This is a genomic window from Bacillus sp. 05T21 (assembly GCF_056396785.1).
On record NZ_JBFTMD010000024.1, the window covers coordinates 22,833 to 46,198 of the forward strand.

Below are 23,366 nucleotides of genomic sequence, written 5' to 3' on the forward strand. Positions count from 1 at the left end.
AATAGACATGGCAGGACGCAAAGGTGGACGTGCGAAGCGTCGTAAGGTGTGTTTCTTCACATCTAACGGCATCACTCGCATTGACTATAAAGATGTTGATTTATTAAAACGTTTCGTTTCTGAGCGCGGTAAAATTTTACCTCGTCGTGTAACAGGAACAAGCGCGAAATACCAACGCAAACTTACAGTTGCAATTAAACGTGCTCGTCAAATGGCACTTTTACCATATGTTGGTGAATAATAGCGTATGAAATGCACAGTAGAGTCGGACTCTACTGTGCATTTTGCTATGCTTTTCTTTTTGAAAGAGAGGTTAAAATGTGAAACAAGCAAGGTTTATTACCGAAGGCGCAGCGTTATTGGCTGTATATGCAATGTTATTGCTCATATCTATGTATGTTCCGATTTTGGGTACAGTTGTAACATTTGTATTGCCGTTACCATTTATATTGTTAACGATAAAATATGGTGTACCTAATGCCTTTGTGATTTTTACAGCAGCATTTTTCATTGCTGTTATTGTGGGTCAACCAATAGGTCTAGTAAAGACAATTATGTTTGGGTGTACGGGTATTGTTTTAGGATACATGTATAAAAAACAAAGAAAGCCGTTAGAAATTTTGATAGCAGGGACACTTGCATACTTAATCGGTATTATGCTCATTTATGTTGTGAGTATAAAATTTTTCAACATAGATTTAATACAGAAAATGCAAAATATGTTTAATGAAAGTGTAGTACAAAGTGAAAAGATAGCAAATGCTGCTGGTATGCAGGTTAGTAAGAAACAAAAAGATTTATTCGCACAAATGAATGATATATTACAAACGATACTCCCGAGTATACTTGTAATGGTTTCTGTGTGTCTTTCTTGGATTACGGTTATGATATCAGGTAGTGTTTTGAAAAAGTTAAAGCATGAAGTAACACTTTGGCCTAAATTTAAAGACATACAATTGCCAAAGAGTATTATTTGGTATTACGTCATATTTATTTTGTTAGCAACTTTTATAAAGGTAGAACCAACATCATATTTACATATGGTATTTTCTAACCTATATGTAATCTTTGCACTATTGCTCGTACTGCAAGGTCTGACATTTATCGCCTTTTTAGCACATAGAAAAGGATTTACTAAAGGTGTTCCTATTATTAGTTTTATTGTCTGCATGTTTATTCCGATGATGTTTCCTCTTGTGACAATCTTAGGTATAATTGATTTAGGGATTTCATTGCGTTCTAAAATAGGGGAATAAAATAATATTCCTTACACTATTTTAATTTGTTTAACTAACTGGAAAGTGAGTTAGTTTTACTTTATAGGAGTTGTATACATGCCTGAATTTTATAAGAAACAGTGGTTTTTATATCCTGTTTACGTATTGGCATTTTTTGTGTTGGTGCTAATCTCGATTCTCTGTTATTTTCACTTAATTATGGGGATAGCTGCCTTTTTTATTTTTAGCATCGTTTTCTTTTTAGTTATACGATTTGAACTTAACTTTCAAAGGAATTTTGAAAAGTATACGACAGATATGATTACTAGGGTAAAAAAAGTGAGTAACGAAGCATTCAACCAGATGCCAATCGGTATATTGTTATACAATAAGGAGTATGGGATTGATTGGGCAAATCCTTACTTGTCTTCATGTTTGGGGCAACACGCATTAGCTGGGTGGCATCTGTACGATGTATCAGAAACATTACTCCTTTTTATTAAAGGAGAGACTTCTGACGATATAGTATCTTTAAATAGTCGAAAGTTCCGTGTGTTTGTAAGGAAAGAAGAAAAACTAATTTATTTTTTTGATGTAACTGAGCAAACAGAAATTGAAAAGATGTATGAAGATCAACGCACTGTTTTAGCTGTTATTTATTTAGATAACTATGATGAAGTTACACAAGGATTAGATGACCAATTACGTACGAATATAACAAGTCTTGTGACGTCACGTCTAAATGAATGGGCCGTTAAGTATGGTGCATATTTGAAACGTGCATCTTCAGAAAGATTCTTCGTTGTACTAAATGAAAGTATTTTAGCGCAAATGGAGAAAGGGAAATTTAGTATTTTGGATCAAGTGCGTGAAGAAACATCAAAAAGGAATATACCACTTACATTAAGTGTTGGTGTTGGCTCAGGTGATTTACCTTTATCAGAGCTTGGAGCGATGGCACAATCTGGTTTAGACCTTGCATTAGGACGAGGAGGAGACCAAGTAGCTATTAAACAAGCAACTGGTAAAGTTAAGTTTTACGGTGGTAAGACGAATCCGGTTGAAAAGCGTACTCGTGTACGTGCTAGGGTTATTTCGCATGCATTAAAGGATTTAGTATTAGAGAGCAGTAATGTCATTATAATGGGGCATAGAGCTCCTGATATGGATGCGATTGGTGCAGCGATTGGTATTTTAAAGGTAGCTCAATTAAATGAGCGCAAAGGATATATTGTATTAGATGAAAATGATTCTGATAAAGGAATCAAGCGTTTGATGGATAAAGTGAAACAAAATGAAGAGTTATGGTCACATTTTATTACACCAGGGCAAGCGATGGAATTTGCAAATGATGATTCATTACTTGTTGTTGTTGACACGCATAAACCTTCAATGGTGATGGAGGAAAAACTGTTACACAAGATTGAAAATGTAGTAGTTATTGACCATCATCGCCGCGGGGAAGATTTCATTGAAGATCCATTACTTGTTTATATGGAGCCATACGCTTCTTCAACGGCAGAGCTTGTTACAGAATTACTTGAGTATCAACCGAAAAATTTAAAGATGACAATGTTAGAAGCAACGGCATTGTTAGCTGGTATTATTGTTGATACGAAAAGTTTTACATTCCGTACAGGCGCTCGTACATTTGATGCCGCTTCTTATTTACGCTCGCATGGCGCAGACACTGTACTTGTACAAGAACTTTTAAAAGAAGATATGGGTCAGTATTTACGAGTTGCAAAAGTCATTAAAAATGCGTACATTTATAAAAATGGAATTGCGATTGCTAAAGTTGATGGTGATGAATATTATGACCAAGTACTTATTGCACAATCAGCAGACACATTATTGACAATGACAGGTATCATTGCATCGTTTGTTATTGCAAAACGTGGAGAAAATTTCATTGGAATTAGTGGTAGATCTTTAGGTGAATTGAATGTACAGCTAATTATGGAGAATTTAGGAGGTGGCGGGCACTTAACAAATGCAGCCACACAAATGAAAAATGTTACAGTAGATGAAGCGGAGGAGAAGCTTCGATTTGTTATTGATGACTATTTACAGGGAGGCACACAATCATGAAAGTAATTTTTCTAAAAGACGTAAAAGGTAAAGGTAAAAAAGGAGAAATAAAAAACGTACCAGACGGTTATGCAAATAATTTCTTACTAAAACAGGGGTTAGCTGCCGAAGCGACAAACAGCAGTATGAAAACTTTAGATGCTCAAAAGCGCAAAGAGGAAAAAGATGCAGCAGCAGAAGTTGAGAATGCAAAAGAGCTGAAAGAAACATTAGAGAAATTAACTGTAGAAGTAAAGGCGAAATCTGGAGAAGGTGGCCGCTTATTTGGTTCTATCACGAGTAAACAAATTGTAGATGTAATGCAAAAATCACACAAGATTAAACTTGATAAACGTAAATTTGAAATGGATGATGCAATCCGTGCATTAGGTTATACAAACGTCAATGTGAAATTGCATCCGCAAGTAACAGCAACAGTAAAAGTTCATGTTAGTGAACAATAAAAATAAATTAAGCAAGGAGGATTGCGCATGAGTGATGTAATGGCTGATCGTACCCCTCCGCATAATATAGAAGCTGAGCAGGCAGTCTTAGGTGCCATATTAATTGATCAGGATGCGTTAACGTCAGCATCGGAACTATTGGTACCTGACTCATTTTATCGAACGAAACATCAAAAGATTTTTGAAGTCATGCTTGGGTTGTCTGATAAGGGAGAACCAATCGACTTAGTAATAATGACATCAGCGATGGCTGATCAAGGATTACTAGAAGAAGTTGGTGGGGTTTCTTATCTAGCAGAGTTAGCAGAAGTTGTTCCAACAGCTGCTAACGTAGAATATTATGCACGCATCATCGCTGAAAAGGCACTTTTACGTCGTTTAATTCGAACGGCGACTCATATTGTATCGGATGGATACGAGCGAGAAGATGATGTGGATGGCCTTTTAAATGAGGCTGAGAAAAAAATATTAGAAGTATCTCACCAAACAAATGCAAAAGCATTCCAAAACATTAAAGATGTTCTTGTAGATGCTTATGATAAAATTGAACTTTTGCATAATCAAAAGGGTGAAGTTACCGGGATACCAACTGGATTTACTGAATTAGATAAGATGACCGCAGGTTTTCAGCGAAATGATTTAATCATCGTGGCGGCGCGTCCATCGGTAGGAAAAACTGCATTTTCACTAAATATCGCACAAAACGTAGCGACGAAAACTGATGAAAATGTAGCGATTTTTAGTTTAGAGATGGGCTCTGATCAGCTTGTTATGCGTATGCTTTGTGCAGAAGGAAATATTGATGCACAAAGACTTCGTACCGGTTCATTAACTTCTGATGATTGGGCGAAATTAACAATGGCGATGGGTAGCCTTTCTAATGCTGGTATATATATTGATGATACACCAGGGATTAAAGTAAATGAGATTCGAGCAAAATGTCGTAGATTAAAGCAAGAGCAAGGTCTTGGGATGGTTTTGATTGACTATTTACAGCTTATTCAAGGAAGTGGGAAATCAGGAGAAAACCGTCAGCAGGAAGTATCTGAGATTTCTCGTACATTAAAAGGGATTGCACGTGAATTACAAGTACCTGTTATCGCCTTGTCGCAGTTATCTCGTGGTGTAGAATCCCGTCAAGATAAACGTCCGATGATGTCTGACATTCGTGAATCAGGAAGTATCGAGCAGGATGCTGACATTGTAGCCTTCCTATATCGTGAAGATTACTATGACCGTGAAACAGAAAATAAAAATACAATTGAAATTATCATTGCAAAACAACGTAATGGTCCGGTAGGTTCAGTAGAGCTTGCGTTTGTTAAGGAATTTAATAAATTCGTCAACTTAGAACGCCGCTTTGAGGATGGACATGCACCGCACGCATAAAGGCAGTATAAAAAAGAAACACATTTCTTATAATAAGATGTGTTTCTTTTTTTTTATATGAAAGATAGGGCTTTCATAAGGTGAATATGTAATTCTTACGAACGAAAACGTTTTTCGATAAAAAAATGTTCGCTTTTTGGTTGACTTCTCTTTCTGTTTTGGTACAATTATATTGTTTGAATAGATCGTTTGAAAATTGCGGAGGTGCTTTAATAATGTCTTCAGTAGTAGTTGTAGGAACACAATGGGGCGACGAAGGAAAAGGTAAAATCACTGATTTTCTTTCTGAGCATGCGGAAGTAGTTGCAAGATATCAAGGTGGAAATAACGCGGGACATACAATTGTTTTCGGCGGAGTTAAATATAAATTACACTTAATTCCATCTGGTATTTTCTATAAAGAGAAAATTTGTGTAATCGGAAATGGCTTAGTAGTAGATCCGAAAGCATTACTTGAAGAGTTGAAATACTTACACGATCGTGGTGTAAGTACTGATAATTTACGTGTAAGTAACCGTGCGCACGTTATTTTACCTTATCACTTAAAACAAGATGAATTAGAAGAAGCGAGTAAAGGTGATAACAAGATTGGTACAACGAAAAAAGGTATCGGTCCTGCATATATGGATAAAGCTGCTCGTATTGGTATCCGTATGGCTGATCTTTTAGACCGTGAAGCATTTAAAGAGAAGCTTGAACGTAATTTAGTGGAGAAAAATCGTTTGTTTGAAAAAATGTACGATACAGAAGGTTTCAGCGTAGAAGAAATCTTTGAAGAGTACTTCGAATACGGACAACAAATCGCACATTACGTATGCGATACATCTGTCGTATTAAATGATGCACTAGATAACAATAATCGTGTATTATTTGAAGGTGCACAAGGTGTTATGCTTGATATCGACCACGGTACGTACCCGTTCGTTACATCTTCTAACCCAATTGCTGGTGGTGTAACAGTTGGAACTGGAGTTGGTCCTGCGAAAGTTACTCGCGTTGTAGGTGTATGTAAAGCATATACAAGCCGTGTTGGTGATGGTCCATTCCCTACTGAACTTAATGATGAAATCGGTCACCAAATTCGTGAAGTTGGTCGTGAATACGGAACAACAACGGGTCGTCCACGCCGTGTAGGTTGGTTCGATAGCGTTGTTGTAAGACATGCACGTCGTGTTAGTGGTTTAACAGATTTATCATTAAACTCTATCGATGTATTAACAGGTATTCCAACTGTTAAAATTTGTGTTGCTTACAAATGCAATGGCGAAGTTATCGATGAAGTTCCAGCTAACTTAAACATTTTAGCGAAATGTGAGCCTGTATATGAAGAGCTTCCAGGTTGGACAGAAGATGTTACTGCTGTGAAATCATTGGATGAGCTTCCTGAAAATGCAAGAAAATACGTAGAGCGTGTTTCTGAATTAACAGGAATCCAATTATCTATGTTCTCGGTTGGACCAGATCGTAATCAAACAAATATCGTTCGTAACGTATACGAAGCTTAATTGATATAAAAAATTGATTTTTTTAAGAAAAAACTCATATTTTTATGAGTTTTTTCTTATTTTTTATAAAAAAATAAGAAAAGGTATTGCAAAAATGAAAGATAGCATGTTATGATATGTCTTGTCGTCACGAAAATATGACGTTGGTGAGTATGAGCCATTAGCTCAGTTGGTAGAGCATCTGACTTTTAATCAGAGGGTCGAAGGTTCGAATCCTTCATGGCTCACCATTTTATTTTTCGTGGCCCGTTGGTCAAGTGGTTAAGACACCGCCCTTTCACGGCGGTAACACGGGTTCGAATCCCGTACGGGTCATGTTTTTTTATGTTCATTTTTGGTCCCGTGGTGTAGTGGTTAACATGCCTGCCTGTCACGCAGGAGATCGCCGGTTCGACCCCGGTCGGGACCGCCACTTTTGTTTATACCACCATTAGTGGTTTTATATATAGTTTTGGCTCGGTAGCTCAGTCGGTAGAGCAGAGGACTGAAAATCCTCGTGTCGGCGGTTCGATTCCGTCCCGAGCCACTCTCAGGATATTAAGTGGGCCCACTTAATATCCTTTTTATTTTGTCCAGTTTTACAAATGTGGGTAGTTATTTTACAATAGAATGAGGAGCCTCTAGCAGTTGAAGCTAGAGGTTTTTCTATAGATCGTATAGGATTCCGTGTAAAAGTGGATGATACATGAGTCTATGAGAATAGAGGAGAAATACTTAGACTAAGATTGTTGTCATATAGGAACATACTATAGAAACACCAATATGTTTGAGGATTATTGATCATATTTTTATAAGGAGGAAATAGACGATGATGGGAAAGAAAATTTTAGTAGTTGATGATGAAAAGCCAATTGCGGATATTTTGAAGTTCAACCTAGAAAAAGAAGGTTTTGAAATTGTAATGGCGCATGATGGTGATGAGGCGATTGAAAAAGCAAATGAAGAACAGCCAGATATGGTTTTATTAGATATTATGTTACCGGGAAAAGACGGTTTAGAGGTATGTCGTGAAATACGTAAAAGCTCAGAAATGCCAATTATTATGCTTACAGCAAAAGACTCTGAAATTGATAAAGTATTAGGGCTTGAGCTTGGGGCAGATGATTATGTAACGAAGCCATTTAGTACGAGGGAGTTACTTGCTCGTGTGAAAGCGAATTTACGTCGCCATCAGCAGGGTGGTGCTGCAGAGAAAGAAGAAAATACCGAAATGGTTATTGGACCAATCGTTATCAATTCGAACGCTTATAGTGTAACAAAGCGTGAAGAAAGCATTGAGCTTACACATCGTGAATTTGAATTACTACATTATTTAGCGAAGCATTTAGGTCAAGTTATGACCCGTGAACATTTATTACAAACAGTTTGGGGTTATGATTATTTTGGAGATGTACGTACAGTAGATGTAACAGTACGTCGTTTACGCGAAAAAATTGAAGATAATCCAAGTCATCCTACTTTAATTGTAACTAGACGTGGGGTAGGGTATTACTTGCGTGACCCAGAACAGGAATAGTATATGAAGAAAGTTGGTTTTTTTCAATCTATTCATTTAAAATTTGTGCTCATATATATGCTGTTAATATTAATAGCAATGCAAGTAATTGGTGTATATTTCGTTAGGGAATTAGAAAAAAGCCTTGTAAAAGGTTTTCAAGATTCCTTAACGCAGCAAACAAATTTACTTTCTTATAACCTGAAGCAAGAGTTTGTAAAAGAACGTCCTAAAGCAGACTCAGTAGATAAAGCTATTAATGATTCGATTCAAAAACTTGCATCGGATCGTAAGAAAGATATTCAAGAAATAAGTGTAATTGATTCTACTAAAAAATTAATGGCAATTTCAGACGCGTCTAAGCAAAATAAAGTAGGACGAACGTCAGCAGACACAGCTGTACAACGGGTAATGGTACAAAAAAAACCAGAGTCAAAGGTTGAGAAAGACGTGAAAACAGGTCATCGGGTTCAAGTGATGATTACTCCTATTCTAAAAGAGCAAGAAGGAGAGGTACTTGGCGTCATTCGTATTGTTGCATCTATGGAAGATGTGTATAAACAAATGAAAGATATAAACCAAATTTTCGCGACGGGGACAGTAATTGCTTTACTAGTAACAGCTGTACTTGGGATTTTGTTGGCTCAAACAATTACAAGACCAATTTCAGATATGCGGAGACAAGCAATTGAAATGGCAAAAGGAAATTATTCGAGAAAAGTAAAAGTGCATAGCCATGATGAAATTGGACAACTAGCATTATCTTTCAATAATTTATCAAAAAAATTACAACAAGCCCGCTCTTCAACAGAGAGTGAAAGGCGCAAATTATCATCTGTTTTATCACATATGACAGATGGAGTAATTGCTACTGATCGAAAAGGTGACATCATTTTATTAAATGATCCTGCGGAAAAAATGTTAAATGTTTCGCGTGAAACGGCATTAGATCAATCTGTCTTAGAAGTGTTAGGGATACAAGAAGAATTTACGCTGGATCATTTATATGAAGAACCTGATTCAGTTTTATTAGATTTTAGTACGAGGAATGAACCATATATTTTACGTGCTAGTTTCTCTGTCATTCAAAAAGAAACAGGGAAGGCAAATGGTTTAATTGCTGTATTATATGATGTAACGGAGCAGGAGCGTATAGAGCGAGAGCGTCGTGAGTTTGTTGCGAACGTATCTCATGAGCTAAGAACACCGTTAACAACGATGCGCAGTTACTTAGAAGCACTTACGGATGGGGCATGGCAAGATCCGAATATCGCACCGCAATTTTTAACGGTTACACAAGAAGAAACAGAAAGAATGATTAGACTTGTAAATGCGTTGTTACAACTATCTAAACTAGATAGTACAGAACATCGCTTAATGAAGGAATGGGTCGACTTTACTGATTTCTTTAATAACGTTATCGATCGCTTTGAAATGTCTAAAGAGCAAAATGTAAGCTTCAAACGATCTTTCTCTAAAAAATCTCGATTTATTGATATGGATACAGACAAAATTACACAAGTTTTATATAACATTATTTCCAATGCATTAAAATATTCGCCAGAAGGTGGCACAGTAACATATCGCCTGCGTGACCGTGGTGAGTTATTAGAAATTAGTGTGAGTGATCAAGGAATGGGTATCCCGAAGGAAAATGTAGATAAAATATTTGAACGTTTTTACCGTGTAGATAAAGCGCGTTCGAGACAAATGGGTGGTACAGGTCTTGGATTAGCCATTGCGAAAGAAATGATTGAGGCACACGGCGGCTCAATTTGGGCGAAAAGTGAGGAAGGAAAAGGAACAACTATTTATTTCACACTGCCAATGGCAACTGATGAAGAGGACGATTGGGAATGAGTATGGAAAACTTTAAAACAATAGTTTTAATTAATTTAGTTGTTATTAGCCTATTTCTTACTTTTAACTTATGGACATATGTTCCTGATTCTACCTCGATACAAAATGCAAAATTTGTTCAAGGTAATGAAGAGATAAATCCAATAAAACTTTCGGAGGTTGTTCGCCCATCCTCTGTAATCGTTCATAAAGAGAAAAATCATTATGTGAGTGAAAACAAGAGTAATGTGGATTTAATTTATAGAATTCTTGAAAATGGAGAGTTACATGATTTAAAGGAAATAACAGGGACAGTTCCTAAAGGTGATTTTCTTTCGTATGTACATGGAGAAGAAAAAATTGAATTTGTTTTTCCTACAAACATTCCACTGGGTACGATTAAAAGTATGTTTAATTTTAAAGATAAAAACATAGAAGGTAATAGGAGTTTCAATCGTATTATAATTGACCCTTCTCGAAGTAAGGACCAAGAAATTAAAATTAGTTTTGTTTCCTATGATACTTATCCTTATCGTAAAATATATGAAGCAAAATTGAGTGGTGTTTACGTAAAGGATGTTATAAATGCTCAAAATCAACTTATAACAGTAGCGAGGCCGTATTTTGAATATCAAATAAGTGATAGAAAAAAACTTTACTTACCAGATGGAATTACGGAATTAAGTGAGGTAGAGTATTTTGGAGCTAGGTTAGATGAGGATACATTTAAAAATGCATTATTTAGTGATCCACGTTATTTAAGCCCTATTTCTGAGAAATCAAAGAAAACATTTACAGATGGTATACGTTCTATGGAAATTGATCAGTCAAATGCAATGTTGAAATATAAAAACTCCGCTGTACATAGTGATGAATCTATGGATAATGCAGCACTTTTACAAAAAAGTTTTGACTTTGTAAGTGGGCATAGTGGTGCGTTAAAGCTCTATCGTTTTGATTATATTAATAAGGGGAAAACGTCCTTCCGTTTTTATGAGGATGGGTTGCCTGTATTTAATAGCGATGGAATGGCGGAATTAAAGCAAGCATGGGGTTCAGGTGAAATCATGCAGTATGAAAGATCCTTTTTTGATCCAAGTTTCAAATTACCTAGAAAACAACTAACAACTTCTCTCGCATCGGGTCGTACAGTGATGACATCATTAGAGAATAATCCGCAAATTGATAAAAATTCAATTCAGGATGTTGGAATTGGTTATAAGTTATCATTGGAAGATTCCATTAACGAAGGAAAAAACATTATTTTAAAGCCAATATGGTATGTAAAATGTGAAGAAAATGGTAAGCAAAAAATATTTGAATGGAGTGAGGGGGGACTAAATGGATTGGGATCGAATTAAAACCATATTTATTGTGACCTTTTTTGTTTTAGATCTCTTTCTTATCTTTCAGTTCATTCAAAAGCAAGATAGTAATCAATTGGAACTTGTGACAGAAACAAAAATTGATCAACAATTAAAAGAGTCTAAAATTACTATGGGGAGTTTTCCTAAAGAGCCGAAAAAAGAGTCGTTTATTATGGCGAAAAATAAAAGCTTTAAGGAAGAAGATGTGCAGTCTTTAAAAAATCAAACAGTGCATCTGCAAGAAGAATATAAGATAGAAAGTAAGTTGAAAGAACCATTTCTAAATGCAAAATCGCTATCAAAGGACAAGTATAATGATTTCTTAAAAAACTACGTGCTTGATGGGCAGAAATACGAGTTTGGGGCAATGAAAGATTCAAAAATTTATTTCTTTCAAAAGTATAAGGATAAGCCGATTTTCTACAACAATCATGCAATGATTGTTGTAGATTTGAATGAAAAAAATGAGCTTGTTTCGTATACACAAACAATGTTAACGGATTTGAAGGAAATGGGCGAAAGTGAAAAAACGAAAGAACAAGAAATTATCACTGCTCAAACAGCTTTAGAAAATATATATGTAAAAAATAAAATTGCAGAAAATACGCACGTGAAAGAGGCGCAGATTGGATATGCGACTCTAGCTGAATCTTCTTCTAATATACAAGTGCTTGCTCCAACGTGGAACTTAAAGACAGAGCAGAAAAAGGACTATTTTGTGAATGCAATTGAAGGACAAGTTATGGAATTAGGGGAAACTCAAGTGCCGGAAGAACATAATGGAGTGAGAAAGAATGAGTATGCACTTTAGTGTACTTGCAAGTGGAAGTACAGGGAATATGCTATATGTAGGAACAGATGAAAAAAAACTGCTTGTCGATGCAGGTTTAAGTGGTAAAGCGACAGAGGCTTTATTTAAACAAGCTGAACTGAATATAAATGACATATCAGGTATTCTTGTAACACATGAGCATAGTGATCACATTAAAGGATTAGGTGTATTGGCGCGTAAATATGATTTACCTGTTTATGCGAACGAGAAAACATGGAATGCAATGGAACATTTAATAGGTAATATCCCAACTGATCAAAAATTCATTTTCTCAGTAGGAGACGTGAAAACATTTGGGGATATTGAAGTTGAATCATTTGGTGTTTCTCATGATGCGGCGGAACCGATGTTTTACGCTTTTCATAACAATAATAGAAAGTTAGCTCTTATTACAGATACGGGCTACGTAAGTGACCGTATGAAAGGTGTTATTAAGGGAGCAAATACTTTCGTGTTTGAAAGCAATCATGATGTGGAAATGCTTCGTATGGGACGCTATCCATGGAGCATTAAGCGACGTATTTTAAGCGACGTTGGCCACGTTTGTAATGAGGACGCTGCATTAGCGATGGCTGATGTTATTACAGATGAGACAAAACACATTTATTTAGCACATTTAAGCTTAGATAATAACATGAAAGAATTAGCGCGTATGTCTGTATCACAAGTATTAGAAGAAAAAGGTTTTGGGGTTGGAAAATCCTTTGAAATACATGATACAGATCAAAAAGTGCCTACGAAAATTCAATACGTATAATTCTTCATTTTAGTAAACAATAAAGGTGAATATAGTTGTTTTCAGGAAGATAGGTGAACAAATATGTCCTTTATTGATGAAGAAAAATATCGTATTAAACGTGCAGGCAAAAAGAAACATAAAGGTATTGTCATTTCTAGCATAGCGGGAACGATTGTAGGGGCTTCATTATTTGCATTTGGAGCTCCTTTATTTTCAAATCATGCAGGTAAGCTTCCGCAAGCTGAAGCAAGTGAAAAAAATATGGCTGAAGCTCAAAGTGGAAATGTTCCTGTTAAACAGATTAGCTTTGTAGACGCTGTTGATCGTGCTTCAGAGGCTGTTGTTGGTGTTATTAATATTCAACGAGACAATTTTTCAGAGGCTGATTCGGAAGCTGGTACAGGCTCTGGTGTGATTTATAAGAGAACAGATGGACATGCGTATATTGTAACGAATAACCACGTTGTTGCTGGGGCGAATCGTATTGAAGTGAGCTTAAGTGACGGTAAGAAAATTCCAGGTAAAGTATTAGGAACCGATGTAGTCACGGACTTAGCTGTACTAGAAATAGATGCGAAGCATGTGAAGAAAGTGATTGAAATTGGCGACTCTAATACCGTTCGTAGAGGAGAACCAGTTATTGCGATTGGAAATCCATTGGGATTACAATTTTCCGGAACTGTCACACAAGGTATTATTTCGGCTAATGAGCGTATTGTTCCTGTAGATTTAGATCAAGATGGACATTACGATTGGCAAGTAGAAGTATTGCAAACAGATGCGGCAATTAATCCAGGTAATAGTGGTGGAGCGCTTGTAAATTTAGCGGGACAATTAATAGGTATTAACTCAATGAAAATTGCAGCAAAAGAAGTAGAAGGAATTGGACTAGCTATTCCAGTTACGAGAGCTGTTCCTATTATGAATGAACTAGAAAAGTACGGTAAAGTAAGAAGACCTTACGTTGGGATTGAACTAAGATCATTAAATGAGATTCCGAGTTACTATTGGTCAAAAACATTACACTTACCAGGTAACGTAACAGAAGGAGTCTGCATTTTAGATGTGAAAAGTCCTTCGCCAGGTACGGATGCGGGTCTTAGAGAACATGATGTTATTGTGGCGGTAGATGGAAAAGTGGTGCACGATATTATTGGGTTCCGCACGGCCTTATATAATAAAAAAATTAATGATAAAATGACTCTTACGTTTTATCGTGGTACAAAACGAGCGACAACAACGGTGAAATTAGGCATTCAAAAGTATTAAAAACAGGAGGGCCTACCTCCTGTTTTCTATTGTAGAAAAGTGAGGTGAAGAATATGAATTTACCTTGTTGTTTAGAACATGTTGAATTAGCATTAGATATCATTGTGGATGAGTGTGAAGTCGCACCGGTTATTAACAATGTGGATAACTCTAAAGAAGAGAAAAAAACATGTGAATTTTGTCAAAATGAGGCGACATATGTTGTATCGAACACAGATTCTCACACAATATGTGGGTAATATTTGTGGATATGTGGATAAGTCCTGTGGATAACGTGTTTGTAAGGTGGGGAATAAATGTGAATATCTCGATTATTTCAATCGGAAAATTAAAAGAAAAATACTTAAAACAAGGTATAGCAGAATACTTAAAACGATTATCTTCTTACGCAAAAGTAGAAGTAATTGAATTGCCAGATGAAAAGGCACCAGAAAATTTAAGTGCAGCAGAAATGTTAATTGTAAAAGAAAAAGAAGGTATTCGTATACTGGATAAAATTTCTGATGATACGCATGTCATTGCGTTAGCTATAGAAGGAAAACAAAAATCATCAGAAGAATTTGCGGTAAGTATAGATCGCCTTGCTACATATGGAAAGAGCAAGATCACATTTGTAATTGGCGGATCACTGGGGCTTAGTTCTGAAGTAATGAAGCGTTCAAACGAATCTCTTTCTTTTTCGAAGATGACATTACCACATCAATTAATGCGATTAGTATTGCTTGAGCAGGTGTATAGAGCGTTTCGGATTAATCGTGGTGAACCGTATCATAAATAAATTTTTCATTTGTATATAAAGAGTAAAAAAGACCATTGGACAAAAATCACCGATGGTCTTTTAAACATTAATAGATGGTATGTAGATTTCCTAAAATAAGTATGTTTCTATTTCTAAAAAAATATGCTGTAATATGAAGAGGGAAAAAGTATAAGTAGTCATAGAAGTGAGGAATTAAAGGTGAAGAAGTTTAAGAAGTTTTACTTGGAGATTACGAGTGTATGTAATCTTGCGTGCAGCTTTTGTCCGCCGACGGAAAGGCAGAAGCAATTCATTTCTGTAGAGGATTTTGCTAAAAGATTAGACCAAATTAAACCTCACACAGACTACATTTATTTGCACGTGAAGGGTGAGCCGTTGCTCCATCCGAAAATAGATCAACTATTAGATTTAAGCCATGAAAAAGGGTTTAAAGTTAATATTACAACGAACGGAACGTTAATTAATAAGAGAAGGCATAGACTGTTAAATAAGCCTGCGTTAAGACAAATGAATTTTTCACTGCACAGTTTTGATGGACACCCAGGTTCGCAAGATAAAGAGGGCTATGTAAGGAGTATACTTTCTTTCATTAGAGAGGCAACAAGTCAATCGGACTTAATCGTTTCACTAAGATTATGGAATTTAACTCAGGATAATAAAACAAATGCTGAAATCCAAAAAAATAGGGATTTATTATCTATAATTGAAAATGAGTTTGATCTATCTTATCAAATTGAAGAGAAGCTTACACCGGGAAAAGGTATAAAAATTGCGGAACGTGTCTTTATTAATCAAGACTATGAATTCCAGTGGCCGGCATTGCATGAAGAAGAGGATGATGGAAAAGGATTCTGTCATGGTCTTCGAAATCAGGCTGGAATCTTAGCGAACGGAACTGTTATTCCTTGTTGTCTAGATGGTGAGGGAATTATTAATCTTGGAAATATTAATAATGATTCATTCTCTAATATTATTGAAGGCGAAAGAGCGAACAATATTGTAGATGGATTTTCAAAAAGGGTTGCAGTAGAAGAACTATGTAGAAAGTGCGGATACCGCAAAAGATTTGGAAAGTAAATATAGAATAAGCCCTCATAAAGCGAGGGCTTATTTTTATTCTTGATAAGAACGTTCTAATTCATCAATTAAGGAACCTACGTAAGAAACAGCTTTACGGATTGCATCTGGTTTTGACATGTCTACTCCAGCGTGTTTCATTAATTCAAGTGGTTTCATTGTACCGCCTGCACGGAGTACATCAAGCCAGCGATCAACAGCAGGTTGTCCCTCTTCTTTAATCATTTGAGCTACAGCGGTAGAAGCAGTTAGTCCCGCAGAATATGTGTAAGAATATAAGCCCATATAATAGTGAGGTTGACGCATCCATGTTAAACCGGCGCCTTCATCAATTTCTACGGAATCTCCCCAGAATGTCGAAAGGACCTTCGTTTTTATTTCAGTTAAAGTTGTAGCTGTGAGTGCTTGCCCTTCTTCTGCTAGAGCGTATACTCTTCTTTGATATTCTCCCTCAAGTAGATGGGTAACGAAGTTGTGGTAATATGTGCCGAGTAGTTGCAGAATAACCCATCTGCGCATTCTCTTATCTTCAGTAGTCGCAAGTAAATGCTGGGCTAATAGTAATTCATTCATCGTTGATGGAGCTTCAACGAAGTACATAGATGGACGCACATTCATAATACGCTGATTTTTATTTGCTAAATAAAAATGACCAGCATGTCCAAATTCATGAGCTAATGTGAAACACCCGCGCATCGTACCCTGCCATGTAATTAAAATATAAGGGTGAGAACCGTATGGGCTAGAGCAGAAGGCGCCTGTTGATTTTCCTACGTTATCTGCAAGGTCTACCCATCTTTCTTTGAAGCCCTTTTCGATAATGGAACTATATTCATTTCCTAATACTTTTAAAGAATCTTGAATGAGTTTGCCAGCTTCTTCGTAAGTGATTGTTGGATTAAATTCAGGATCTAACGGTGCATGTAAGTCACAGAAAAGCATTTGATCAAGCCCTAATACATTCTTTTTTAAATCTGCAAAACGGCGCATATGAGGCGCTAATTCGTTATAAATAATATCTAGTTGGTTGTTATACATTTCAAGTGGAACCTTTTGAGGTTCTAAAAGCATATGGGTAACGGACTCGTACTTGCGCAAACGAGAAAGCGCCACTTGTTTTTTTACTTCAGTAGCATATGTTGTTGCAACTGTATTTTTATATCGTTTCAATGTGGAAACAAATGATGAATATGCTTTTTTACGTATATATGCACTTGGAGAAAATTCATATTTGCTTTCGAATAATGCAAACGATACAGGCAAATCATTTCCCTGTTCATCTTGTATAGAAGGGAAATCCATATCGGCTAATTTAGTCATGCCGTAAATTTTGTAGGGTGAACTATGAACTTCGCCGAGTGCAGCAAGAGCTTCTTCTGTTTCAGGAGAGAGAGTGTGCTGCCTCTTTTTGAGTATCTCTAGTAATGATTTACGGAAAGGTTCAAGCTTTATTTCCTCAGTTAAATATTTTTCAATTGTTCCCTCCTCAAATGAGAGAATTTCGTTATGAATAAAGGATAGTGCGGTATGTACATTCGTTCCTAGAGTGGAAATTTTGGAAGAGTTCGCTTGAATAACTGAATCTGTACGATCAGCGGATTCTTTTAAATTTGCATATGCGCCGATTTTTGTTAACTTCATTAAAAGCTCTTCTTCTAAAAGCAGGCAATTTAATAAGGTAGCGGGGCTAGTGTGTAATTGTCCTTTAAATGCATCAAGTTTTTTTATATCGGCTGTTAATACACGTAATGCAGTTTCCCACTCTTTATCAGATTTGTATAAATCAGAAAGGTCCCATGTCAATTCAGTAGAGACTTCCGCGCGAATAAGGCGTTTCTCAATTACATTTTTCATTTGTTATATCCCCCTTATTATAAGTATCTAAAAACATGATACTAGAAAATTCAGTGAAATGAAAATGTTTTACATTTTTATACATGAAAAAGAAGGACAAGCATAAAAAATGCTTGTCCTTCTAGTTAAATTTATAAATTAATATACTTTGTCACCGTTGAAAATAGAGTTTTTCACGACTACATAATCTACAGTACGAATTGAGTCTAATTTTGTTCCACCAGCGTAAGAGATAGAGGATTGAAGATCTTGTTCCATTTCGATTAAAGTGTCTTCTAAAGAACCTTTATGCTCAACGAACATTTTCTTACCTTCAACGTTTTTCTTCTCACCTTTTTGGAATTCAGAAGCTGAACCGAAGTACTCTTTATAAAGTTTGCCATCTTTTTCGATTGTTTCCCCTGGAGACTCTTCATGACCTGCGAATAGAGAACCGACCATAACCATAGTTGCTCCAAATCGAATTGATTTAGCTACGTCGCCATGTGTACGAATACCACCGTCAGCGATAATTGGCTTACTTGCAGCTTTTGCACACCAGCGAAGTGCAGCTAGCTGCCAACCGCCAGTTCCAAAGCCTGTTTTAATTTTAGTAATACAAACTTTACCAGGTCCAATGCCAACTTTTGTTGCGTCAGCACCAGCGTTTTCTAATTCTCTTACCGCTTCTGGAGTTCCAACGTTTCCAGCGATAACGAAGCCTTCTGGTAAATGTTTTTTAATATGTTGAATCATGTTGATCACAGCATTAGAGTGACCATGCGCGATATCGATTGTAATGTATTCAGGTGAAAGTTTCTCAGCAGCTAATTGTTGTACGAATTCGTACTCGTCTTCTTTAACACCAACGCTGATTGAAGCAATTAATCCACGTGATTGCATATCTCTAATGAATGAGATGCGTTTCTCTGGTTGGAAACGATGCATGATGTAGAAGTAATTATTTTCAGCTAAATAAGTTGCGATTCTTTCATCAATAATCGTTTGCATATTTGCAGGTACGACAGGTAATTTAAATTTATGTTTTCCTAAAGTGACAGTTGTATCACACTCAGATCGGCTATTTACAATACATTTTGCAGGAATTAATTGAATGTCTTCATAATCAAATACATTTTCCATCATTTTCACCCCTAAAATACGAATATTTTATTTAGTTTCTTTAAAAATGTTCGTCCAAATGATAATTTACAGTATTTTTAGTAATAAGTCAAAGGTTTTAATGTTTAATTTAAAAAATTAAAGTTAATTTAATAGTTATTGGGTTTATATGGTTGTAATGTATTTTAATATGTAATAGTTTAATGTAGAATTATATATGGAAAATAGTAGATAAATATATTGATTTAGGGGAGATTTTATGGGACGTTTAGTATATATGGATTGGCTACGTGTAGTAGCGACAATTGCGGTCGTTACAATTCACGTTGCTGCTGGTTATGTTTCTACATTAGATTCAAATAACGTATCGCGTTGGCTGGCTGGTAATTTTTACGACTCACTTTCGCGTGCTAGTGTACCAATTTTTGTAATGATTAGTGGAGCCCTATTATTAAAGGGAACAAAAGATACTTCTATTGGGGAATTTTTAAAGAAACGTGCAAGTAAAGTGATTATACCTTTGATAGGTTGGAGTGCTATATTTTATATCTATGGGGCTTGCGTAGGATATTTTCCAGCTTCTTTAAAGCAAGGGATAAAGTACTTTTTAACAAATAGTATCGGGTTACATCTATGGTTCTTATATATGATTGTAGGAATATATTTAATCGCACCTTTACTGAAAGTATTTGTGAAAAATGCTAAGAAGAGAGAGATAGAATATTTTTTAATTTTATGGCTATATGCATCTGTTATCGTCAAGCTAGTAAATTATTATTATCCTATCAACTTTAATATCGAACTATTTTACGTTACAAATTATGTAGGGTATTTCCTACTTGGTTATTACTTATCGAATTATGATATTGTGAAAAAATGGAGAAATATTTCTTATATTGGAGGACTTGCAGGATTTATTGGTACGTTCTTTATTACATATCATTATACAGTCAAAGCTAATGGACAGCTGGATCAATATTGGTATGAATATTTTGCTCCGGGTGTTGTACTTATGGCAATTGGGTTATTTGTCTTTTTCAAATATGCTTTCCAAAATTCAGAAAGACAATTACCATTTTTATTACGTGGCATAAACCAAGCAAGTCTTGGGATTTATATTCTTCACTTTTTCTTATTAAATAATTATCTATACATAGTCATTCCAAAGGTGAATGCACATGTACATGCAATATTGGCAATACCTATAAATGTAATTATTACACTTGTCCTTAGTATGTTAATAACTTTAGTATTGCAAAGAATACCGGTTGTAAAAAGGCTAGTTCCGTAAAGAAAAAATCTGAAAAGAAAATATTTTCCGTTATGTAGGTGGACAGGCTTATTATTAAGACTGTCCTTTATTATGTTGTTTTAAAAAATAATATAAAAAGAGTTATACTTAGATTAAGTTGATATTTGGGCGAATTAAAAATATTAGTTTGATATATCATCTTAGTATAATTAAATGTAGGGGAATAAAAAATATAATTATTAAATACAGAATAAAATGAGGTTATTACATGAGTAAAAGAAGGTTTACCGATTATGCATTAAGTAAAGAAATTGTAAGAGCACTTACTGGTTTAGGATATGAACATCCAACGGAAGTGCAAGGAGAGGTTATTCCAGTTGCCTTGCAAAGGAAAGACCTTGTCGTGAAATCACAGACTGGAAGTGGAAAAACCGCTTCATTTGGCATACCACTTTGTGAAATGGTGGAGTGGGAAGAGAATAAGCCACAAGCTTTAGTTTTAACACCGACGAGAGAGCTTGCGGTGCAAGTAAAAGAAGACATTACGAATATAGGTCGTTTCAAAAGAATTAAGGCCGCTGCAGTTTATGGTAAATCTCCATTTGCACGTCAAAAATTAGAGTTAAAGCAAAAAACACATATTGTAGTTGGGACTCCTGGCCGTGTGTTAGATCATATTGAAAAAGGTACCCTTTCTGTAGAGTGTTTGAAGTATTTAGTTATTGATGAAGCAGATGAAATGCTGAATATGGGTTTTATCGATCAGGTAGAGGCAATTATTGACGAATTACCTAAAAAACGAATGACAATGCTATTTTCAGCAACACTTCCAAAAGATGTTGAAAAGTTATCTCGTACGTATATGGATTCGCCAACGCATATTGAAATTAAGGCTACCGGGATTACAACAGATAAAATTGAACATACACTTTTTGAGATGAGAGAAGAGGAGAAGCTTTCACTTCTTAAAGATGTAACAACGATTGAGAATCCAGATAGTTGTATTATTTTTTGCCGTACGCAAGAAAATGTAGATCACGTATTTCAGCAGTTAAAGCGGGTTAACTATCCTTGTGACAAAATACATGGTGGTATGGTACAAGAAGATCGTTTTGAAGTTATGGACGATTTTAGAAAAGGAAAGTTCCGTTATTTAGTAGCGACAGACGTAGCTGCTAGAGGAATTGATATTGATAATATTACACATGTTATTAACTATGATATTCCATTAGAAAAAGAAAGTTATGTACATCGTACGGGAAGAACTGGACGAGCTGGTAATAACGGGAAAGCTATTACATTCATGACGCCGTATGAAAATAGATTTTTAGAAGAGATTGAGGAGTACATTAGCTTTGAAATTCCAAAGGCACTTGCACCTTCAAAAGAAGAAGTTATGAAAGGGAAAGCAGTATTTGAGGAAAAGATACATGCTAAACCAATTATAAAGAAAGATAAAAATGCAGACCTAAACAAAGGAATTATGAAATTGTACTTTAATGGCGGGAAGAAAAAGAAAATTAGGGCGGTAGATTTCGTCGGTACAATTGCTAAAATTAAAGGTGTTACAGCAGAAGATATAGGAATTATTACAATACAAGACAATGTTTCTTACGTTGAAATATTAAATGGAAAAGGACCACTTGTTTTAAAAATTATGAAAAACACAACGATTAAAGGGAAACAATTAAAGGTTCATGAAGCAATTAAGTAAACAAAAAAACTATCCACCTCTAACAGGTGGATAGTTTTTTTGTTTAAGTTTCTTTGAGGTCATCAACTAGTTTCTCTGCTAAACGTCTATACATATTACTCATAGTCACGAAGGATGTTAGTAATAAAAACTTTTCTAGCTTTGGATCTTCTAAGGAAGAAACCTCGTTTACTTCCTTAACACGGTTATTCACGTCTTGCTTAAAGCTTTCCACATTGGTGTCAGTAAGAGAAAGGTAATCTTTATATAGAGTATTTAATTCGAATGTATCATCGTTTATTAACGGTGCATTTATATTTTCTAAGGAGCTTTTTATATCATTAATGGAAAGAGCTCCTTTTAATTGATAAATTAAGCTGATTAAAATCATATGTTCTTTTGAATACTTTTTATTTTTGATAGGGATGAATAATTTCCCTTTTGCGTAATTGTTAATCATTGTTTTTGTTAATACTTTTTCATCATCAGTTCTCGTTGTATCCGCATAAGTATTCTCAAATAGTTGGACAACTTGGTCTACATATAAGTCGACATTTGGGATATCCTCAAGTTTAATACTTTTTTCTAAATGTAATGATTCAAGTAATTTATTTATATTTTCCACGTAGAACCCCTCACTTTTATAACTTAGTGGAACTTAATGTTTAGTATATCTTTAAATATGGTATTACGAAACAAATGAATTGTAAATGTTGACCCGCACGGATAATATGTATATAATTACATATAGTTATGAAAACTACATGTAATTATATGAGGGGTGTTTATATGAATATTTATGTAAGAGAACCGGTTAATGCATTTACTCACTTAGGAGGAGCTGTATTATCATTTATTGCATTATTAGCTATGCTTGTGAAAGTTTCTGTTAAGATGCCATCTATTGCTGCAATTACAGCTGTTATTTTATTCGGTATCGGGATGATGGTCCTTTATATGGCATCAGCTGTGTATCATAGTGTCGTAGCCAGTGAACGTGTTATTTATTTCTTTAGGAAGCTAGATCATTCTATGATTTTCATATTAATTGCAGGTACATATGCACCCTTTTGCTTAATTACATTAAATTCGGCAAATGGTTTACTATTATTTTGTTTAGTTTATGCAACGGCAATTTGTGGTATTGCTTTTAAAATGTTTTGGTTTAATTGTCCAAGATGGTTATCGACAGCAATTTATCTTCTGATGGGTTGGTTAATTGTTCTATTCTTTGCACCGCTAGCTGAGAATCTAAGTACAGGAGGTATTATTTTCTTAGTACTCGGAGGCATTTTTTATACAATTGGTGGGTTTATTTACGGTGCGAAGCCAAAATGGTTGGAGTTTAAATATATGGGACACCATGAAATTTTTCATGTTTTTGTATTGTTAGGTAGTCTTGCACATTTTCTAAGTGTATATTGTTACGTAATTTGATCAAAA

General features: G+C 35.3%; 21 protein-coding genes and 4 tRNA genes. 22 read left to right on the forward strand and 3 right to left on the reverse strand.

What is annotated here, in order from left to right:
- The first annotated feature begins 7 nt into the window (after positions 1–7).
- From rpsR to AC1DKZ_RS26470, 19 genes are all read left to right on the forward strand, one after another.
- Positions 8–241 (forward strand): 30S ribosomal protein S18, encoded by a 234-nt coding sequence (rpsR, locus tag AC1DKZ_RS26380; protein ID WP_000918874.1) that lies wholly within the window; start codon positions 8–10, stop codon positions 239–241.
- Between the two features lie 79 nt (positions 242–320).
- Positions 321–1,256 (forward strand): YybS family protein, encoded by a 936-nt coding sequence (locus tag AC1DKZ_RS26385; RefSeq protein ID WP_476997403.1) that lies wholly within the window; start codon positions 321–323, stop codon positions 1,254–1,256.
- A 78-nt stretch (positions 1,257–1,334) separates the two neighbouring features.
- On the forward strand, positions 1,335–3,308 hold the full coding sequence (locus AC1DKZ_RS26390; protein ID WP_476997404.1) for a DHH family phosphoesterase: 1,974 nt from the start codon (positions 1,335–1,337) through the stop codon (positions 3,306–3,308).
- Positions 3,305–3,751: a 50S ribosomal protein L9 gene (gene rplI / locus AC1DKZ_RS26395; protein ID WP_002130186.1), complete on the forward strand. Its 447-nt coding sequence runs from the start codon at positions 3,305–3,307 to the stop codon at positions 3,749–3,751. The genes AC1DKZ_RS26390 and rplI overlap by 4 nt, the downstream gene beginning before the upstream one ends.
- Before the next feature lie 27 nt (positions 3,752–3,778).
- Positions 3,779–5,140 (forward strand): replicative DNA helicase, encoded by a 1,362-nt coding sequence (dnaB, locus tag AC1DKZ_RS26400; RefSeq protein ID WP_002016457.1) that lies wholly within the window; start codon positions 3,779–3,781, stop codon positions 5,138–5,140.
- 215 nt (positions 5,141–5,355) lie between these two features.
- Positions 5,356–6,645, forward strand: coding sequence for an adenylosuccinate synthase (locus tag AC1DKZ_RS26405; RefSeq protein WP_002034994.1), 1,290 nt, complete (start codon positions 5,356–5,358; stop codon positions 6,643–6,645).
- 154 nt (positions 6,646–6,799) lie between these two features.
- Positions 6,800–6,875, forward strand: a tRNA-Lys gene (locus AC1DKZ_RS26410).
- A gap of 13 nt (positions 6,876–6,888) precedes the next feature.
- Positions 6,889–6,960 (forward strand) — tRNA-Glu (locus tag AC1DKZ_RS26415).
- A gap of 21 nt (positions 6,961–6,981) precedes the next feature.
- Positions 6,982–7,057: transfer RNA gene (locus AC1DKZ_RS26420), tRNA-Asp, on the forward strand.
- 41 nt (positions 7,058–7,098) lie between these two features.
- A tRNA-Phe gene (locus AC1DKZ_RS26425) sits at positions 7,099–7,171 on the forward strand.
- A 282-nt stretch (positions 7,172–7,453) separates the two neighbouring features.
- Positions 7,454–8,161 (forward strand): cell wall metabolism DNA-binding response regulator WalR, encoded by a 708-nt coding sequence (gene walR, locus AC1DKZ_RS26430; RefSeq protein ID WP_000971867.1) that lies wholly within the window; start codon positions 7,454–7,456, stop codon positions 8,159–8,161.
- A 3-nt stretch (positions 8,162–8,164) separates the two neighbouring features.
- The gene (gene walK, locus AC1DKZ_RS26435) at positions 8,165–10,000 is read left to right on the forward strand and encodes a cell wall metabolism sensor histidine kinase WalK (protein ID WP_377863684.1); all 1,836 of its coding nucleotides are present in this window, start codon (positions 8,165–8,167) and stop codon (positions 9,998–10,000) included.
- Positions 9,997–11,340 carry a YycH family regulatory protein gene (locus AC1DKZ_RS26440; RefSeq protein ID WP_002191367.1) on the forward strand — a complete coding sequence of 448 codons (1,344 nt, stop codon included), beginning with the start codon at positions 9,997–9,999 and terminating at the stop codon, positions 11,338–11,340. Before walK ends, AC1DKZ_RS26440 begins: the two co-directional genes overlap by 4 nt.
- On the forward strand, positions 11,321–12,157 hold the full coding sequence (locus AC1DKZ_RS26445) for a two-component system regulatory protein YycI (RefSeq protein ID WP_000383744.1): 837 nt from the start codon (positions 11,321–11,323) through the stop codon (positions 12,155–12,157). The genes AC1DKZ_RS26440 and AC1DKZ_RS26445 overlap by 20 nt, the downstream gene beginning before the upstream one ends.
- Entirely contained in the window at positions 12,141–12,935 is a 795-nt protein-coding gene (locus AC1DKZ_RS26450) for an MBL fold metallo-hydrolase (RefSeq protein ID WP_476997405.1), read from the forward strand. The genes AC1DKZ_RS26445 and AC1DKZ_RS26450 overlap by 17 nt, the downstream gene beginning before the upstream one ends.
- 63 nt (positions 12,936–12,998) lie before the next feature.
- The gene (locus tag AC1DKZ_RS26455) at positions 12,999–14,186 is read left to right on the forward strand and encodes a S1C family serine protease (protein ID WP_476997406.1); all 1,188 of its coding nucleotides are present in this window, start codon (positions 12,999–13,001) and stop codon (positions 14,184–14,186) included.
- Positions 14,187–14,239: 53 nt separating this feature from the next.
- On the forward strand, positions 14,240–14,425 hold the full coding sequence (locus AC1DKZ_RS26460) for a CxxH/CxxC protein (protein WP_002035001.1): 186 nt from the start codon (positions 14,240–14,242) through the stop codon (positions 14,423–14,425).
- 59 nt (positions 14,426–14,484) lie between these two features.
- A complete protein-coding gene (rlmH, locus tag AC1DKZ_RS26465; RefSeq protein ID WP_002130178.1) occupies positions 14,485–14,964 on the forward strand; it encodes a 23S rRNA (pseudouridine(1915)-N(3))-methyltransferase RlmH in 480 nt (159 codons plus the stop codon).
- Positions 14,965–15,144: 180 nt separating this feature from the next.
- Positions 15,145–16,023 carry a radical SAM/SPASM domain-containing protein gene (locus AC1DKZ_RS26470; protein ID WP_002016446.1) on the forward strand — a complete coding sequence of 293 codons (879 nt, stop codon included), beginning with the start codon at positions 15,145–15,147 and terminating at the stop codon, positions 16,021–16,023.
- 36 nt (positions 16,024–16,059) lie between these two features.
- Here AC1DKZ_RS26470 and pepF read toward each other — a convergent pair whose 3' ends face one another.
- Complete coding sequence (gene pepF / locus AC1DKZ_RS26475; protein WP_476997407.1) at positions 16,060–17,877, reverse strand: oligoendopeptidase F; 1,818 nt, start codon at positions 17,875–17,877, stop codon at positions 16,060–16,062.
- Positions 17,878–18,015: 138 nt separating this feature from the next.
- Complete coding sequence (guaC, locus tag AC1DKZ_RS26480) at positions 18,016–18,999, reverse strand: GMP reductase (RefSeq protein ID WP_476997408.1); 984 nt, start codon at positions 18,997–18,999, stop codon at positions 18,016–18,018.
- Between the two features lie 238 nt (positions 19,000–19,237).
- On the opposite strand from guaC, the gene AC1DKZ_RS26485 reads away from it, so the two are divergent.
- Entirely contained in the window at positions 19,238–20,269 is a 1,032-nt protein-coding gene (locus AC1DKZ_RS26485) for an acyltransferase (protein ID WP_088040519.1), read from the forward strand.
- A 229-nt stretch (positions 20,270–20,498) separates the two neighbouring features.
- Entirely contained in the window at positions 20,499–21,944 is a 1,446-nt protein-coding gene (locus tag AC1DKZ_RS26490) for a DEAD/DEAH box helicase (RefSeq protein ID WP_476997409.1), read from the forward strand.
- Between the two features lie 43 nt (positions 21,945–21,987).
- Here AC1DKZ_RS26490 and AC1DKZ_RS26495 read toward each other — a convergent pair whose 3' ends face one another.
- On the reverse strand, positions 21,988–22,548 hold the full coding sequence (locus AC1DKZ_RS26495) for a DUF1836 domain-containing protein (RefSeq protein WP_002035007.1): 561 nt from the start codon (positions 22,546–22,548) through the stop codon (positions 21,988–21,990).
- A gap of 164 nt (positions 22,549–22,712) precedes the next feature.
- Between AC1DKZ_RS26495 and trhA the strand changes: the two genes are divergently transcribed.
- Complete coding sequence (trhA, locus tag AC1DKZ_RS26500; protein ID WP_476997410.1) at positions 22,713–23,360, forward strand: PAQR family membrane homeostasis protein TrhA; 648 nt, start codon at positions 22,713–22,715, stop codon at positions 23,358–23,360.
- The last annotated feature ends 6 nt before the right edge of the window (positions 23,361–23,366 follow it).